The organism is Catenuloplanes atrovinosus (assembly GCF_031458235.1).
GTDB lineage: Bacteria > Actinomycetota > Actinomycetes > Mycobacteriales > Micromonosporaceae > Catenuloplanes > Catenuloplanes atrovinosus.
Genome location: NZ_JAVDYB010000001.1, coordinates 8335416 through 8352405, shown reverse-complemented (window position 1 = coordinate 8352405; position 16990 = coordinate 8335416). Strand labels below are relative to the sequence as shown.

Genomic DNA, 16990 nt, shown 5'->3' with positions numbered 1-16990 from the left:
GCGCCACCCCGTGTGGGTGGCCGCCGAACATAGTTCGACCCGGGCGGGCCGAACCTTCGAGATTCCATCACGACGAGTGTCAAAGAGAAAGCCCAGGTTGGGTCGGACTGGGAGTGTGATGGGATGTTCATGACGTTTGACTGCAACGTGTCTTCCCGGAGCTACCCATAGTGACCAGTTCTCCTGCCCGCGTCGTTCTGCTGGCCGGCCCTTCCGGGTCCGGCAAGTCCTACATAGCCCGGCGAGCCGGATTTCCTGTGCTTTGCCTTGACGACTTTTACAAGGATGGCGACGACCCGACGCTACCTCGGACGTCCGAAGGTACGGATTGGGAGTCGCCTCAAGCCTGGGATTCTGCCATGGCGGTCGAGACGATCGCCCGCCTGGCCGAGACCGGTAGGGCCGAAGTGCCGGTTTACGCGATTGGGGTAGATCGGCGGATAGCCACTCGGCTACTCGATCTGGCCGGTTCGCCAATTTTTATAGCCGAGGGGATATTTGCCGCCGAGATCGTACGCGAGTTGCGGGACCTAGGGCTACTCGCGGAGGCATATGCGCTTCGGCGACCTCGGACGGTGACGTTCGCCCGCCGGCTCGGTCGCGATCTGACCGAACGGCGCAAGCCGCCCGCCCTCCTGGTCCGCCGCGGGATCCAGTTGCTGCGCGCGGAGCCGGTGGTGCTCCGCCGTCAGGTGGCGCTCGGCTGCCGGGCCGCGAGCGCCGGGCGGATCGTGCGGGAGGTGCGGGCGATGGCCGGCGCCCCGGAGACCACCGGGACGCACGGCGAGCCCGCGACCACGTGACGGCGCGATGAGCTAAGGAACCGGAAAGAAAGTCGTAACCGATCTTTTACAGCGGCTGCTCGGAGATCAACTTTGAGTAGGCCGGCTTGATCACTTCATTGATGATCGAAAGGCGCTCGTCGAACGGCACGAACGCGCTCTTCATGGCGTTGATCGTGAACCACTGCATCTCCGCCCAGCCGTACCCGAACGCCTCGGAGAGCAGCGCCATCTCGCGCGACATGGACGTCCCGCTCATCAGCCGGTTGTCCGTGTTGACCGTGACCCGGAAACGCAGATCCCGAAGCACCCCGATCGGGTGTTCCGCGATCGAGGGCGCGGCGCCGGTCTGCACGTTCGACGACGGGCATAGCTCCAGCGGGATCCGCTTGTCCCGCACGTACGACGCGAGCCGGCCCAGCACGGGCTCGCTCCCGCCGGTGATGTCGTCGACGATCCGCACGCCGTGACCGAGCCGGTCCGCGCCGCACCACTGGATCGCCTGCCAGATCGACGGCAGGCCGAACGCCTCGCCCGCGTGGATCGTGAAGTGGAAGTTCTCGCGCTGCAGGTACTCGAACGCGTCCAGGTGCCGGGTGGGCGGGAAGCCCGCCTCCGCGCCCGCGATGTCGAACCCGACCACGCCCGCGTCCCGGTGCCGAACCGCCAGCTCCGCGATCTCCTGCGAGCGCGCGGCGTGCCGCATCGCGGTGACCAGCGTGCCGATCCGGATCGTACGGCCGGCCGCGGCCGCCTCCGCCGCGCCGTCCCGGAACCCGGCCAGCACGGCCTCGACCACGGCGTCCAGCGTCAGCCCACGCTCCAGGTGCTGCTCCGGCGCGTAGCGCACCTCGGCGTAGACCACGCCGTCGGCCGCCAGGTCGAGCGCGCACTCCTTGGCCACCCGGTGCAGGCCCTCCTCGGTCTGCATCACGGCGACCGTGTGGGCGAACGTCTCCAGGTAGCGCTCCAGCGAGCCCGAGTTCGCCGCGGTGACGAACCATTCGCCGAGCGCGCCCGGGTCGGTCTCCGGGAGCGGGTGGCCGATGGCGTCGGCCAGTTCGACTATCGTTGCGGGCCGCAGACCCCCGTCGAGGTGGTCGTGGAGCAGGGCCTTGGGAGCTTTGACGATCTCGTCATACGGGATTGCGACCATGGAGAGACATTAGTGCCCGGCGGGGCCGTCGCACGTGTCCGAGAGGAAAAAGCCCGGTATTGAACGCCTCCGTGATCGCCGCGCTGCGCTGTCCGGTCTGCGCCGCCCGCGGCTCCGGCACCCCGCTCACGCTGGGCGGGAACGCGCTGCGCTGCCCGGCCGGGCACGCCTTCGACGTGGCGCGGCAGGGGTACGTGAACCTCGCCACCGGCCGCACTCCCCATTCGGGGGACACCGCGGAGATGGTGGCGGCGCGCGAGGAGTTCCTCGGCGCGGGCCACTACGACTTCGTGGTGGACGCGCTCGCCGAGGCCGCGCGCACGGCGTACCCCGGTGCGGGTCTGGTGGTGGACGCCGGCGCCGGGACCGGCCGGCACCTGGCCGGCGTGCTGGCGTGCCTGCCGGGGGTCGCGGGCCTGGCGCTCGACGTGTCCAAGCCGGCGCTGCGGCGCGCGGCCCGGCGGGTCCCGGCCGCGCTGGCCGACACCTGGCAGCGGCTGCCGCTGGCGGACGGCGCGGCCGGCCTGGTGCTGAACGTGTTCGCGCCGCGCAACGGCGCGGAGTTCCGGCGGGTGCTGAGGCCGGACGGGCGGCTGCTGGTGGTCACGCCGGAGCCGGACCACCTGGGCGAGCTGGTCGACGCGCTGGGCCTGCTCCGCGTGGACCCGGACAAGCCGGAGAAGATCGCCCGCGGCCTGGGCGGCCACTTCACCGAGACGGCCGCGGGCACGCACCGGCGGACGCTCACGCTGACCGCGGCCGAGGTCGCCGCCGTGGTCGGCATGGGGCCCAGCGCGTGGCATGCGCACGCCGGCGCGACCGGTCCCGCGACCGTGACCGCGGCGGTGCGCATCGGCACGTGGCGGCCGTCAGACTGACAGGTCGATCTCCTCCCAGCCGACCGGCGGCTCGTGGTACGGCCCGCGGAACACGATCGCCCATTCCAGCGCCCAGCGCCGCTGCCCGATCGCGTTCGCGTCGATCGCGCCGGGCGACGGCAGCCCGAGCCGCTCCGCCTCCAGGTACGCGTAGTCCAGGCAGTAGTAGAGGTCGAGCAGGGCCGCGGCCTCCACCGCGTCCCGCGGCGCGACCAGCGTGCGGGACCGCCACTGCCGGTACGTCTCCCCGGCCGCGAGGTTCGGCAACAGGCCCATCAGGCGCCCGTCCGGCGGCTCCATCGGGTCCAGGTGCTTGGTCAGGCCCAACACCCAGGCCAGCGCGAAGACCGCGTCGTGGTGCAGCACGAACGACCGGTGGTCGCCGCGCCCACCCATCACGAACTGCCACTCCGGGCCGGTGACGCTCTCCACCAGATGCGACCCGAGCAGCCAGCTCATCGCGGCGTCCGGCGGCATCCCGAAACAGCGGGCCAGCACGACGTGCAGGATGGCGGCGCGGGCCTCCACCTGATCGGTGGGGCGCAGCTCCACCTCGTCGCCAGGCTCCCACACCAACGGAAACCCGTCCGGCGGCAACGGCAACCGCAGCCGGCGCAGCTCCTCGAGACTGGCCGCGCGTACCGCCTGGGGGTCGGGAACGGCTAGGACCACAGCATCCTTCCCCATCGCGTCCTGCCCGGCGACCCCACCGGCGCTCCCCCACCCGCGGTACACATCGCCGGGACTGTCGACACAGCACCCCAATGCTCTCGGCCGGAAACCTTAGCTGGTCAGCGACGTCCGCACCATGGGGAGTCCAATCCGCTCAATGATGAGCGGCGAGCGCTCCGCCGGCCGGCCGGCGATGGCAATCGCACCGCGCGCCAGTTCGCGGGCCGACTCGATCCGCGCCGGGTCGTCGGCGCGCAGCTCCAGCAGCGGCTGGCCGCGCCGCACCGGGTCGCCGGGCTTCACCTTCAGCACGATCCCGGCGCCCGCGCTGACCGCGTCCTCCTTGCGCGCCCGGCCCGCGCCGAGCCGCCAGGCGGCCACCCCGATGTCGTACGCGTCCATCGCGGTCACGTACCCGTCCGCGTCGGCGGTCAGCGTCTCGATCTCCGGCGCCACCGGCAGCGGCGCGTCCGGGTCGCCGCCCTGCGCGCGGATCATCTCCCGCCAGCGGTCCATCGCCCGGCCCCCGGCCAGCGCGTCCGCCGGATCCACGTCGGTGCGGCCGGCCGCCGCCAGCATCTCCCGGGCCAGGATCAGCGTCAGCTCCACCACGTCCGCCGGTCCGCCGCCGGCCAGCACCTCGACCGACTCCTCGACCTCGACCGCGTTGCCGACCGCCAGGCCGAGCGGCACCGACATGTCGGTCAGCACCGCCACCGTGTTCACGCCGTGCGCGCCGCCGAGCTCCACCATGGTGCGGGCCAGCTCGCGCGCGTCGTCCAGGTTCTTCATGAACGCGCCGGAGCCGACCTTCACGTCCAGCACCAGCGCGCCGGTGCCCTCGGCGATCTTCTTGCTCATGATGGAACTCGCGATCAGCGGGATCGCCTCCACCGTGCCGGTCACATCGCGCAACGCGTAGAGCTTGCGGTCCGCCGGCGCCAGCCCGTCGCCGGCCGCGCAGATCACCGCGCCCACGTCGCGCAGCTGGGTGCGGAACTCCTCGTTGCTCAGCCGGGCCCGCCAGCCCGGGATCGACTCCAGCTTGTCCAGCGTGCCGCCGGTGTGGCCGAGACCCCGGCCGGACAGCTGCGGCACCGCCACGCCGCACGCGGCCACCAGCGGCGTGAGCGGCAACGTGATCTTGTCGCCGACGCCACCGGTGGAGTGCTTGTCCGCGGTCGGCCGGCCGGCCGCGCTCAGGTCCAGCCGCTCGCCGCTGGCGATCATCGCGGCGGTCCAGCGCGCGATCTCCGCCCCGGTCATGCCACGCAGCAGGATCGCCATGGCCAGTGCGGACATCTGCTCGTCCGCGACCACGCCCCGGGTGTACGCGTCGATCACCCAGTCGATCTGCGCGTCACTCAGCACGCCACCGTCCCGCTTGGCCCGGATGACCTCGATCGCCGTGATGCTCATGCCGAACCGTCCTTCCGGGTGCGGTATCCGTACGGTCGGCGCTGAGCCGATGATTCGCTCGCAAGCTCGCTCATGCCGGATCATCCTTACCGCTGGCGTATCCGTGTGGTCGGCGCTGAGCCAATGATTCGCTCGCAAGCTCGCTCATGCCGGAATCCCCTCGTTGAACGCCGCCGGCGGGTCACCCTCGCCCGCCCACGACATCGCGCCCTCCGCGTCCACCACGATCACCCGCGGCGTCCGCGCCCGGCCCCACCGGACACCCTCCTCGGTGTCCCGCCAGATCGGGCCCTCCTCCAGGATTCCGGCGCGCTCGGACTCCTCGGCGCCGCTGGAGCGGTCCCAGTAGCCGGTCCACACCTGCTTGCCGCCGTCCAGCTCCGGGTGGACGAAGACGGTGCCCTGCCCGATCCACTTCGACAGCCGCACCGGCACGCTCGGGGCCGGCGAGCTGGTCACCACGGCCAGATCCGCCGGGCCGAAGCCGTGCGGCATCAGCTCGTCCATGGTCAGCGGCCGCGGGTATGCCTCGACCAGGCAGTTCGGCCCGCCGTTCTCCCACAGCAGCTGGCGGCACCGGCCGCACGGCATGATCGGCTGGCCGGTCGCGTCCACGCAGGAGAGCGCCACGATCCGCCCGCCGCCGCCGGCGTGCAGCTGGGAGACCACGCCGCACTCCGCGCAGAGCGCCACGCCGTACCCCGCGTTCTCCACGTTGCAGCCGACGATCACCCGGCCGTCGTCCACCAGCGCGGCCGCGCCGACCGGGAAGCGCGAGTAGGGCGCGTACGCCCGCTGCATCACCTCGACGGCGGCGGCACGCAGCTCGGGCCAGTTGATCTCCATAGTCACGCCCTCAATCCTGACGTATGCGCACGGTCCCCGGGCGTCCATACCCATGGACGCCCGGGGAACCCGCAACGCTAGCTCGTGACGTAGGGCTTGCCGTCCGCGGCGGGAGCGCGCACGCGGCCGACCAGGCCGGCCACCGCGACGATCGTCGCGATGTACGGCAGCATGTTCAGGAACTGGCTCGGCACCGGGCTGCCGATCGCGCTCAGGTAGATCGCCAGCGTGTTCGCGAAGCCGAAGAACAGCGCCGCGAAGAGCGCACCCACCGGCCGGAACCCGCCGAAGATCAGCGCCGCGAGCGCGATGAAGCCGGCGCCCGCGGTCATGTTCTTGCCGAACGCGCCGGTCGACACCAGCGTGAAGAACGCGCCGCCCAGCCCGGCCACCACGCCGCCGAGCAGCACGTTGAGGTACCGCGTGCCGCGCACCCGGATGCCCACCGTGTCCGCCGCGGTCGGGTGCTCGCCGACCGCGCGGGTGCGCAGGCCCCACCGGGTGCGGCCGAGACCGAAGTGGATCACCGCGACCAGGATCAGCGCGAGGTAGACCAGCGGGCTGGTGTCGAACAGCACCGGACCGACCAGCGGGATGTCCGCCAGCACCGGGATGCGCAGGTTCTCCATGTGCGGCGGCGTGTTGAACGACGCCGCGTCGGTCTGCATCAGCCGCTCGTAGAGGAAGCCGGTGACGCCCAGCGCCAGCAGGTTCAGCACCGTGCCGATCACCACCTGGTCCACCAGGAAGCGGATCGCCAGCACGGCCAGCAGCGCCGCGATGAGCACGCTGCCGGCGATCGCGCCGACCACGCCCAGCCAGACGCTCGCCGTCATGGTGCCGACCAGCGCCGCGCCGAACGCGCCCATCAGCAGCTGACCCTCGATGCCGATGTTCACCACGCCGGTGCGCTCGCAGAGCACGCCGCAGAGCGCGCCCAGGATCAGCGGCACGGCCAGGTCCAGCGAGCCGCTCGCGGTGCCGACCAGCGGCATGAAGCTGCCGGCCACCTGCCAGCAGAGGAACGACAGCACGAAGCCGAGCACGCCGGCCGCGAGCAGCACGTTGAACCAGCGCCGCGCCACCCCGGCCAGCAGGGCCCCGCCCGCGACGACCGTGATCACGCCGAACAGCGCCGCCCCGACCTTGCCGTCGATGCTGAGCGCGGCGCCCTCGGCGTCCTCGCTGAGCGTGAACCGGGCCGGCGCGGACTCGGCCAGCAGCGCGAACACCACCGCGGCCACCAGGCCCACGCCGGCCAGCACGGCCCCGCTGCGGCGCTGGCGCGTCCAGAACTTCGCGGGCGCCAGATCGTCCACCGTGAGAAGGGTCGTGGACATGGTCACCAACCCTTCGCGATGCTGGTCGACAGCCGGGCCGCGCGCGCGGCCCGGAGCCGGAAGATGGCCTTCACCAGGGCGGGCGCCGCGATGAAGATGACGATGAGCGCCTGCAGCACGGTGACCAGTTCCAGCGACACGCTGGCGTACGACTGCATCCGGTTGCCGCCGGCGCGCAGCGCGCCGAACAGGATCGCGGCCCACAGCACCCCCCACGGCTTGCCACGCCCGAGCAGCGCGACCAGCAGCCCGTCGAAGCCGATGTTGCCGGCCACCAGCGGGTTCAGCGAGTAGCTGGTGCCCAGCAGCTGCGTGGCGCCGCCCAGTCCGGCCAGGCCGCCGGAGACCACCATCAGCATCGTGTACGTACCGGTCACGCTGATCCCGGCGGTCCGCGCCGCGTCCGGGTTGGCGCCGACCGCGCGCAGTTCGAAGCCGAACGTGGACCGGTTGAGCAGCCAGGACACGCCCCAGGTGGCGAGCGCGGCCAGCACGATGCCGAGGTGCACGCGCTGGTCGCCGAGCAGCGTCGGGAGCTGCGCGGAGGCGTCCACCGGCTTGCTGATCGCGTCCTGCCGGTTCGGGTCGTGCACGCCGGCCTGCATGATGATCCAGCCCAGGAACAGCCCGGCGATGTAGTTGAGCATGATCGAGGTGATCACCTCGTGCGCGCCGAACCGGGCCTTCAGGATGCCGGGGAGGAAGCCCCAGAAGGCGCCGCCGGCCGCGCCCGCGACCAGCGCCACCACCAGGTGCACGCCGATCGGCAGCGGGATCAGGAAGCCGGCCAGCGCGGCCAGGATCGTGCCCATCACGGCCTGGCCCTGCGCGCCGATGTTGAACAGGCCGCCACGGAACGCCAGCGTGACCGCGAGCCCGGTGAACACGATCGGCGCCGCGTAGGTGAGCGTCTCCGAGATCGGCCGGAACGCGGCCGTGACCGACGCCGCCTCCGGGTCGAAGATGGCACCCTTGAACAGGTTCGCGTACGCCTCGCTGACCAGTTCCCAGCTGCCGGTCAGCGCGTCCGACGGCCGCGCCGTGAAGTAGCCGTAGGTGGCCAGCACGTCCGGATCCGACACGATGATCAGCACGGCGCCGATCAGCAGCGCCGCCACGATCGCCAGCACGGTCACCGTGACCGTGTTCGCCGACCAGATCGCCTGGACGACGCTCGCCGCCGACCTCTCCCGCGGCTTTTCAGGGGCCTCAGTGCTCATGCCGGGCTCCCTGCGACGTTCCGATTCCAGCGTGGTCGGCGCTGAGCCGATGATTCGCTCGCAAGCACGCTCATTCCGCATCCTCAACGGGCTCGTCCGTGACGCCGGCCATCAGCAGGCCGATCTTCTCTACGGGGGTGTCCGGGCCGACGATCGCCAGGATTCGTCCGCGGTACATGACCGCGATCCGGTCCGCGAGCCCGATGACCTCGTCCAGTTCGCTGGAGACCAGCAGCACGCCGGTGCCGATGTCCCGCTCGTGCACGATCTGCGCGTGGATGAACTCGATCGACCCGACGTCCACGCCGCGGGTCGGCTGGCAGGCGACGAGCAGCTTCAGCGGCCGGGACATCTCCCGCGCCACGATCACCTTCTGCTGGTTGCCGCCGGAGAGCGTGCCGACCGGCGCCTCCGCGGACGGCGTGCGCACGTCGAACCGCTCGATCCGCTCGGTGGCGTTGGCCGCGATCCGGTCCGGCCGCAGCACCATGCCCCTCGCGTACGGCTCCACGTCGTAGAGGTCCAGCACCAGGTTCTCCGCGACGCTGAACTCCTTGACCACGCCGTCCACGCTGCGGTCCTCCGGCACGTAGCCGACGCCGGCCCGGAGCACCTGCTTGGTGGACCGACCGGCCAGCGGCGCACCGGCCAGCGCGACCGTGCCCGCCTCGATCTCGCGCAGGCCCATGATGGCCTCGATCAGCTCGGTCTGGCCGTTGCCCTGCACGCCCGCGATGCCCAGCACCTCGCCGGCCCGCACGGTCAGGTCCACGCCGGCGACCTGCACGGTGCCCCGGTCGTCGCGGACCGTCAGCCCGGACACCTCCAGCACCGCGTCGCCCGGCGTCGCCGGCTGCTTGCGCACCTCCAGCACGACGTCGCGGCCGACCATCAGCGCGGCCAACTCGTCCTTGCTCGCCTCCGGGGAGGCGGTGCCGACCGTCCGGCCGCGCCGGATCACGGTGATCCGGTCGGCGATCGCCTTCACCTCCTGGAGCTTGTGGGTGATGAAGACGATCGACTTGCCGGACTCCTTGAGCGTGCGCATCACCGCGAGGAGTTCCTCGGTCTCCTGCGGCGTGAGCACGGCGGTCGGCTCGTCCAGGATCAGCAGGTCGACGTTGCGGGTCAGCGCCTTGATGATCTCGACGCGCTGCTGCACGCCGACCGGCAGGTTCTCGACCAGCGCGTCCGGGTCGACGCGCAGGCCGTACCGCTCGGAGACCTCCTTGATCTCCTTGCGCGCCCGGCGGCGGTCCAGCCAGCCCAGCCGGCCGCCCTTGACCTGCTCGGCGCCGAGCATCACGTTCTCCGCCACGTCGAAGACCGGGACCAGCATGAAGTGCTGGTGCACCATGCCGATGCCGGCCGCGATCGCGTCCCGCGGTCCCTTGATCTGCACGGGCTTCCCGTCGACGACGATCTCGCCCTCGTCCGGCTGCAGCAGCCCGTAGAGCACGTTCATCAGCGTCGACTTGCCCGCGCCGTTCTCGCCCAGCAGGGCGTGGATCTCTCCCGGCTCCACCGTCAGGTCGATGTGGTCGTTGGCGACCAGGTCACCGAACCGCTTGGTGATGCCACGCAGTTCAAGTTTCAGGGCGGACCTCCTGGATCCGGTGCCTCGGGCGGCGCACGGCCGCCGTGGGGGTGAGGCGGTGTTCGGCCGGCGATGCTGCGGGTCACCCGCCGCACGCGGGTGGCCGGCGGCCCCGCCGGGGGCACATCCGGGCCGGCCGCCGCGCGGGTGTCCGCGCGGCGGCCGGATGGTGCGGGGTTATCAGATCATCACTTCGGCGCGGCCGCCGACTCGACCTTGATCGTGCCGGCGATGATGTCCGCCTTCAGCTGCTCGATCTCGGACTTCAGCTCGGCCGGGACCTTGCTGTCGAACTCGTGGTACGCGCCCAGCGACACGCCGCCGTTCTCCAGCGTGCCCTTGTAGCCGGCGGCCGCGTCGAGCTTCTCGCCCTTCGCGCCCTTCAGCGCGGCCTCCTTGACGCCGCCCTCGACGCTCTTCACGACCGTGCTCAGGAACGCGGAGCAGTACTGCGCGGCGACCGCGCAGCCGTCCGAGTCGACCCAGATCACGCTGTACTTGCCGTTCGACTCCTTGGCCGCGGCCGCGGTGCCCAGGCCGGCGCCGCCGGCGACCGGCAGGATGACGTCCGCACCCTGGCCGACGAACGTGTCGGAGATCGCCTTGCCCTTGGCCTGGCTGGTGAAGTCCTCCGCGAAGGTGCCCTTCTGGGTCGCCTTGTCCCAGCCGAGAACCTTGACGTTCTTGCCCTTGGCCTCGTTGTACTTCGCGACGCCGTCGACGAAGCCGTCCATGAAGATGGTCACCGGCGGGATGTTCATGCCGCCGTAGGTCGCCACCGTGCCGGTCTTCGAGAAGCCGGCGGCCAGGTAACCGGCCAGGTACGACGCCTGCGCGGTGTCGAACTGCAGCGGGTAGACGTTCGTCTGGTCCGGGATCGCCGCGTCGACGATCGCGAACTGCGCGGTCGGGTTGGCCGCCGCGATCTTCTTCGTGGCGTCCGCCATCAGGCCGCCGACCGCGAGGATGAAGCTGCACTTCTGGTTCGCGTAGTCTGTCAGGTTCGGCTCGTAGTCCGCGATCGCGCTGGACGCGGTGTACTTCGTCTTGATGTTGCTCGCCTCGGCCTTGGCGGCCTCCAGGCCGGCCCAGGCGGACGCGTTGAACGACTTGTCGTCGATGCCACCCGTGTCCGTCACCATGCAGGCGTTGTATTCGGCGGCCGTGCTGCCACCGGCGGCGTTCTCCTCCGGAGCCTCGCCACACGCGGAGAGGGCGAGCCCGGAGGCCGCCAGCACCGCAAGCATCTGAATCCCACGCGCAGCGCGCAAGAGGGTCTCCTTCCATACACTGCACACCGCACGACGAGCGGTGGTTCCCACGAGACGGTGAGCGTACGCTGCCCCAGGTCACGGGTCGGACAACCGTGCGCTACCTGTTGGAGCACCGTTACCCCCACGTAACTCTCCTGATCAACCTTGCACCGCCGATCAGGGGCTTCGTGGGCGAATTCGCCACATGTCGCGCGCTCGTCACCGGCCGCGCCGAGACCGCACTGTGACACAACGGTGACCGAACAAAACATGACCACCGCGAAAAAATTTTACGAACCGGTAACGCGGACCCCCACCCCCAAGATCAAAAACATCCGAGGGTACGAACCCCCGCCTCCCTCCGCCAACCGCCATCCCCACCCGGCCGCCGTCTCCGCCCGGCCGCCCCGGCCACCGCCACCGCCGGCCGCCTCCGGCCACCGTCACAGCGGGCCGCACCCGGCCACCTCGCCGCCCACCCACACCCGACCGCCGCCCGGCCTCATCCGGCCGCCCTCGCCGCCCAGCCGCCGCGCACCGGCGCCCGGCCGCTCCCCGCCCGCGATCCCCGTACCCGCTGGATCTTGCGACATTGCGGGATCGATCACTATCGGTTGGCGCGCCGCGACCGGATAGGATCGGATTGATGCGCAGGTGAGGGGAGTCCACATGCGATTGACGGACCGGCGGGTCCTGATCGGTGCCGGAGCGATCGTGGTGCTGGCCGCCACCGCCACCGGCATCGCACTGACGTCCAAATCGGACGGCGAGGACCCGGTCGCCGCCCCGGGCACGGCCAGTGCCGCGCCGGTGCCGCAGCGCTCGGCCATCCTGCCCGGCCGCCCCGGCGAGTCCGCCCGGGTGGTGCTGCCCACGCCGCCCTCGGGCGGGCCCGGCGCGCCCGGCGCGTCCGACCCGTGGAACCAGGCCGACGCCGACTTCCTGCGCAAGATGATCCCGCACCACCGCCAGGCCGTGGAGATCTCCGGGCTGGCCGCCACCCGCGCCGGGAATCCGCGGATCGTCGCGCTGGCCGACCGGATCGCGGACACCCAGACCGTCGAGATCAACGCCTACCGCGGCTGGCTCACCCAGCGCAACCTCGGCGAGGAACTGCCCGGCCACGACCACGCCACGATGCCCGGCATGCAGAGCCCGGAGCGCATCGCGGAGCTGACCGCGATGTCCGGCGACGAGTTCGACCGGCGCTTCGTGGAGATGATGACCGACCACCACGCGGGCGCGATCGCCATGGCCGACGAGGCGCTGCGCGCGGGTGAGAACCCCTGGGTCGCCCAGATCGCCACCTCGGTCGCGCACGAGCAGGCCGTCGAGATCGACCGGATGAGCGAGATCATCGTCGGCTGACCGGGACGCACGAGGGCCCGCTCCTCGCCTGGAGCGGGCCCTCGCTGACGATCGCGCCGCTACAGCGTGCGGCACTGCCCCTTCTCACGCGTGTCGACGACGTTCTTCACGCCGTCGTTCGTGGGGGCGGTCTTGTTGTACGCGCACTCCAGGCTGCCGGAGATGGTGTTCCCGGAGACCACGACCGTGCCGGTGGTGTCGTAGACGTCCAGGTCACCGGAGATCCGGTTGCCGGCGACGTAGACCTCGGCCAGTTCGTCCGCCCAGACGTCGCCGACGATCCGGCTGTCGACCAGCGAGAGCGTGCCGCCGCCGGTGACGCGCACGTCGCCGGCCACGGTGGCGTTGTAGGCCAGCAGCTTCGCGCCCTTGGAGATCTCCACCCGGCCGCGGATCACGCCGCCGTCCACGCAGGTCACCCCGGACCTGGCGGAGATGCCACGGGAGGCGTCGCGCACCACCGTGGTGCAGACCGGGTACTCCGGCTGCGTCTGGACGTTGAGCGCGCCGAACCGGACGGCCTTGGCGCTGTTCGTCGCCGGGTCGTCGAGCTTCAGCACGTCGAAGCCCTTCGCGATGTCGTTGGAGTAGATCAGGCCGTTGTAGTAGTACGCGGACCAGGAGCCACCGGTGGTCGCCGTGGTGGTGCTGAGCGGCCCGCGCTCCCAGAAGCCGAGCTCCACCGGGTTCGCCGAGTCGGTGAAGTCCCAGACCGAGACGCCGCCCTGGTACCAGGCCTGGACCAGGATGTCGCGGCCCATCGCCGGGATGATCGACCCGTTGTGCGCCACGCAGTTCTCCGTGGGACCGTTCTCCCGCGGGATCTTGAAGTAGCTCTTGAACGTGAGCTTGCCGCCCACCAGGTCGTAGACCGCGTCCGCGCCCCGGTTCGGCCCGATCTCCGGGTTGCAGGTCGCGCCGCCGCCGCCACCCAGCTCGTCCGTGAAGACCACCTTCGTACCGGCGTTGTTGAACGAGGCGGAGTGCCAGAACGCGAAGTTCGTGGTGTCCCGCACCCGCTCGGTCACCCGGGGCTTCTCCGGGTCGGAGATGTCCATCAGGATGCCGTCACCCATGCAGGCGCCCGCCGCGATCTTCTTCGCCGGGTACACCGTGATGTCGTGGCAGCCGGTCGTGTTGGAGCTGCCGTTGCCGCCCGGGTTGCCGCCGTCCGGGAACAGGTTCGGCGCGGCGATCACCGCGGCGTCCGCCGGCTTCTTCAGCGGCACCTTGACGATCGACACCGCGTCGTGCGGCGGGAGGCAGTCGGGGTACGTCGAGGACGGCGAGTAGGACGAGATGTACAGGTACGCGTCCTTCTTGCCCGGGACCAGCGTGTGGGTGTGCGACCCGCAGTTGGTCTCCACCGACTTGATGTACTTCGGCGCGGCCTTGTCGCTGATGTCGAAGATCTTGATGCCCTCCCAGGCCGCCTTGTCCGAGGCGGGCAGGGCGGTGCTGTTGCACGAGTCGTCGCTGCGCGACGAGTCGGTGGAGAGGAACAGCAGGTCACCGAGGACCGAGATGTCGTTCTGGGCGCCCACGCAGAGCACCTCGCTGACCACCGCGGGCGCCGACGGGTTGCTGATGTCGTAGATGACGAAGCCGTTGTAGTTCCCGGAGAACGCGTACTTCCCCTGGAACGCCAGGTCGGAGTTGAGCGAGTCGAAGCCGGCCGACTTCGGCACGTTCGCCAGCTGGGTGAGGTTGTCGCTGGAGACGATCTCGTCGACACCGGGGATCTCCGCGTAGGCGGCGGAGGGCGCCGCGGCCACGGCCACGAGCGTGGCGGCGGTCGCGGCGAGCCCGGCGAGACTGAGCCTGCGTAACCCTCGTGGGGTGTGGCTGGTCATACACACTGCCCTTCGATCAGGACGGCATGCGGTGCTGCCGTTCCTCGATATCGAAGCATTTGCAAACGACAAACACCAGCCCGATGTGAGGTTACGACCACCCTGCGTTCGCCTTGCAACACAAACTTCACAATGGACACCCGTTGCAAGGTCTTGCGAAGCGTGCCGCAAGAAGTTGCCGATGGGTTACTGTTCTCGAATGCGCGCACGTCTGTCGGACATCGCCCAGCAGGCGCAGGTCAGCGAGGCGACGGTGTCCCGCGTCCTGAACGACCGCCCGGGCGTCGCCGTCGACACCCGGCAGGCCGTGCTCACCGCGCTCGACGTGCTGGGCTACGAGCGCCCCGCCCGCCTGCGCAAGCGCAGCGCCGGTCTGGTCGGCCTGATCGTGCCGGAGCTGAACAACCCGATCTTCCCGGCGTTCGCGCAGGAGATCGAGTCGAGCCTGTCCCAGACCGGGTACACGCCGGTGCTCTGCACGCAGACGCCCGGCGGCGTCACCGAGGACGAGTACGTGGAGATGCTGCTGGACCGCCAGGTCTCCGGCATCGTCTTCGTCTCCGGCCTGCACGCGGACACCACGGCCGACCTGGAGCGGTACCGCCGGCTCACCGCCCGCCCGCTGCCGATCGTGCTGATCAACGGCTACACGCCGGACGTCGACGCGCCGTTCATCTCCTGCGACGACCGCGAAGCCGGCGAGCTGGCCGTGTCCCACCTGGTCGCGCTCGGCCACCGGCGGATCGGCTTCGTCTCCGGCCCGGACCGCTTCACGCCGGTCCGCCGCAAGATAGACGGCTACCGCGCCGCCATGCGGCGGCTGACCGGCATCCCCGACGCGGACCTGGACGCGCTGATCTCGCTGTCCCTGCTGTTCGGCGTGGAGGGCGGCGACGCCGCGACCACCCGGCTGCTGGACGCGGGCGTGACCGCCATCATCTCCGGCTCCGACCTGATGGCGCTGGGCGCCGTGCGGGCCGGCCGCCGCCGCGGTCTCTCCGTCCCCGGCGACCTCTCCGTGGTCGGCTTCGACGACTCACCGCTGACCGCGTTCACCGACCCACCGCTCACCACGCTGCGCCAGCCGGTCAGCCCGATGGCGGTGGCCGCGGTCCGCGCGCTGGTCGACGAGATCAACGGCCACGCGGCCCCGCGCTCCGAATACGTCTTCCGCCCCGAGCTCGTGGTCCGCGGCTCCACCGCCGCGGCCCGCGCCTCCCTCGCCGTCCCGGCGTGACCCGCCAGACGCCCTAGGCGGACAGCTTCGCCGCGATCCGCCGCATGCCGGCCTTGATCTCCGCGGGCGTCGGCGGCTCCGCCTCCAGGTGGTCGTGATCGTGCGCGTCGGCCTCCTCGTCGAGCAGGCCGGTCAGCCCCGCGTCCCCGAAGCTCTCGTCCCCGAGCTGGGGCGGCTCCTCCTCCGCCAGCCGCCGCGCCTTCTCGATCTCGTCGCGGATCTCGCCGGCCGCCGTGGACGGCAGCAGCGGCTCCACCACCGCCATCAGCTGCTCGTCCGCCACCACCGACTCGGCCAGCGACAGCGCGTGCTGCCGCTCGTACGGCCCGCAGACCACCGGCTCCCACTCGTCGTCGTCCGACAGCGGCCCGAACGTGATGATCCACGGCAGGTCCAGCGTCGGCGAATCGTCCGGCAGGTCCAACGTCACCAAAGCCCCCATGGGCCTCATCATGCCAAGTGGAGCCGGTCCTCGTCATGATTCTCCACCGGGCCGCCGGAGTAGTCCCACACGGAGCCGTGCGGGCTGGTCGCGGCCCACGCGGCGGCGAAGAGCAGCATCTGGTTGAGCAGGTACAGGTAGACCAGCAGGCCGACCGCGCCGGTGACCACCGTGTACGCCGGATTGTGCTGGGCCAGCCCGATGAAGTACCGGCCGACCGTGTTGAGCAGCGTCACGCCGATGCCGACCTGGAGCACCGGTGGCGCCACCCGGCGCATGGTCATCCGCAGCCGCGGCACGGCCACCAGCAGCGCGGCGGCCAGCAGCATGTTCAGCGCCAGCTGCATCAGCCAGGCGTACACCGTGGTCAGCACGCTGAGCCCGCCGGCCAGCCAGCCGATCAGGCCCTCCAGCGCGTCCACCGCCGCGATCGACGCGGCCAGCATGATCAGGATGCCGAGCAGCACGCCCAGGTCGACCAGGCGGCGCACGACCAGGTTGCCGGGCTGCTGGTCGAGCTTCCAGATCAGCCGCTGCGAGGAGCGGATCGCCTCGACCCAGCCGATGCCGGAGAAGAGCAGGCCGACCAGGCCGATCAGCCCGACCCGGCCGCGGCTGTCCAGGATCGCGTTCGGGTCGATGATCTGCATGTTCTGCGACAGGTAGTGCCGGACCGCGTCGAACAGGTCCAGGTTGAAGCTGAGCAGGAAGCCGAAGACCGAGTACGCCAGCAGGCCGATCGCGAACAGCGCGAAGAACGAGTAGTAGGCGATCGCGGCCGCGCACCGGCCGGCCAGCACCTCGCCGTACCGCTCCTGGGCGCGCCAGAAGTGGTCGAACACCCGGTTGGCCCGGCGGGCGCGCAGGACGGCGCCGTCGACCGCCCGGACCGCCCTGCCGAGCACGTCGCGCCCCATGTGGAACCCG

General features: G+C 71.0%; 14 protein-coding genes and 1 pseudogene. 4 read left to right on the top strand and 11 right to left on the bottom strand.

Annotated elements, in window-relative coordinates:
* The first annotated feature begins 170 nt into the window (after nt 1-170).
* On the top strand, nt 171-803 hold the full coding sequence (locus J2S41_RS37345) for a uridine kinase family protein (protein ID WP_310375398.1): 633 nt from the start codon (nt 171-173) through the stop codon (nt 801-803).
* 46 nt (nt 804-849) lie between these two features.
* On the opposite strand, the gene J2S41_RS37340 is transcribed toward J2S41_RS37345, so the two are convergent.
* On the bottom strand, nt 850-1938 hold the full coding sequence (locus tag J2S41_RS37340) for an adenosine deaminase (protein WP_310375396.1): 1089 nt from the start codon (nt 1936-1938) through the stop codon (nt 850-852).
* Nucleotides 1939-1997: 59 nt separating this feature from the next.
* Here J2S41_RS37340 and J2S41_RS37335 point away from each other — a divergent pair, with 59 nt between their 5' ends.
* A complete protein-coding gene (locus J2S41_RS37335) occupies nt 1998-2816 on the top strand; it encodes a putative RNA methyltransferase (RefSeq protein WP_310375394.1) in 819 nt (272 codons plus the stop codon).
* Here the strand turns inward: J2S41_RS37335 and J2S41_RS37330 are convergent.
* From J2S41_RS37330 to J2S41_RS37300, 7 genes are all read right to left on the bottom strand, one after another.
* A complete protein-coding gene (locus J2S41_RS37330; protein WP_310375392.1) occupies nt 2808-3503 on the bottom strand; it encodes a DUF4272 domain-containing protein in 696 nt (231 codons plus the stop codon). The genes J2S41_RS37335 and J2S41_RS37330 overlap by 9 nt on opposite strands.
* Nucleotides 3504-3599: 96 nt before the next feature.
* Complete coding sequence (locus J2S41_RS37325; protein ID WP_310375390.1) at nt 3600-4907, bottom strand: thymidine phosphorylase; 1308 nt, start codon at nt 4905-4907, stop codon at nt 3600-3602.
* A 144-nt stretch (nt 4908-5051) separates the two neighbouring features.
* The gene (locus J2S41_RS37320) at nt 5052-5753 is read right to left on the bottom strand and encodes a cytidine deaminase (RefSeq protein WP_310376821.1); all 702 of its coding nucleotides are present in this window, start codon (nt 5751-5753) and stop codon (nt 5052-5054) included.
* A gap of 77 nt (nt 5754-5830) precedes the next feature.
* The gene (locus tag J2S41_RS37315; protein WP_310375388.1) at nt 5831-7093 is read right to left on the bottom strand and encodes an ABC transporter permease; all 1263 of its coding nucleotides are present in this window, start codon (nt 7091-7093) and stop codon (nt 5831-5833) included.
* Between the two features lie 2 nt (nt 7094-7095).
* Entirely contained in the window at nt 7096-8313 is a 1218-nt protein-coding gene (locus tag J2S41_RS37310; RefSeq protein ID WP_310375387.1) for an ABC transporter permease, read from the bottom strand.
* A 70-nt stretch (nt 8314-8383) separates the two neighbouring features.
* Nucleotides 8384-9850 carry an ABC transporter ATP-binding protein gene (locus tag J2S41_RS37305; RefSeq protein WP_310376819.1) on the bottom strand — a complete coding sequence of 489 codons (1467 nt, stop codon included), beginning with the start codon at nt 9848-9850 and terminating at the stop codon, nt 8384-8386.
* A 248-nt stretch (nt 9851-10098) separates the two neighbouring features.
* A complete protein-coding gene (locus J2S41_RS37300; protein WP_374728309.1) occupies nt 10099-11157 on the bottom strand; it encodes a BMP family lipoprotein in 1059 nt (352 codons plus the stop codon).
* Between the two features lie 675 nt (nt 11158-11832).
* On the opposite strand from J2S41_RS37300, the gene J2S41_RS37295 reads away from it, so the two are divergent.
* Nucleotides 11833-12531, top strand: a complete 699-nt coding sequence (locus J2S41_RS37295) for a DUF305 domain-containing protein (RefSeq protein ID WP_310375385.1) — start codon at nt 11833-11835, stop codon at nt 12529-12531.
* Between the two features lie 485 nt (nt 12532-13016).
* Here the strand turns inward: J2S41_RS37295 and J2S41_RS37290 are convergent.
* A pseudogene (locus J2S41_RS37290) lies at nt 13017-14384 on the bottom strand (LVIVD repeat-containing protein); the annotation flags it as partial.
* Between the two features lie 181 nt (nt 14385-14565).
* Between J2S41_RS37290 and J2S41_RS37285 the strand changes: the two are divergent.
* Nucleotides 14566-15621 (top strand): LacI family DNA-binding transcriptional regulator, encoded by a 1056-nt coding sequence (locus J2S41_RS37285; protein WP_310375383.1) that lies wholly within the window; start codon nt 14566-14568, stop codon nt 15619-15621.
* A 13-nt stretch (nt 15622-15634) separates the two neighbouring features.
* Here J2S41_RS37285 and J2S41_RS37280 read toward each other — a convergent pair whose 3' ends face one another.
* On the bottom strand, nt 15635-16063 hold the full coding sequence (locus tag J2S41_RS37280) for a hypothetical protein (RefSeq protein WP_310375381.1): 429 nt from the start codon (nt 16061-16063) through the stop codon (nt 15635-15637).
* Between the two features lie 8 nt (nt 16064-16071).
* On the bottom strand, nt 16072-16980 hold the full coding sequence (locus J2S41_RS37275; protein ID WP_310375379.1) for a YhjD/YihY/BrkB family envelope integrity protein: 909 nt from the start codon (nt 16978-16980) through the stop codon (nt 16072-16074).
* Nucleotides 16981-16990: the final 10 nt, after the last annotated feature.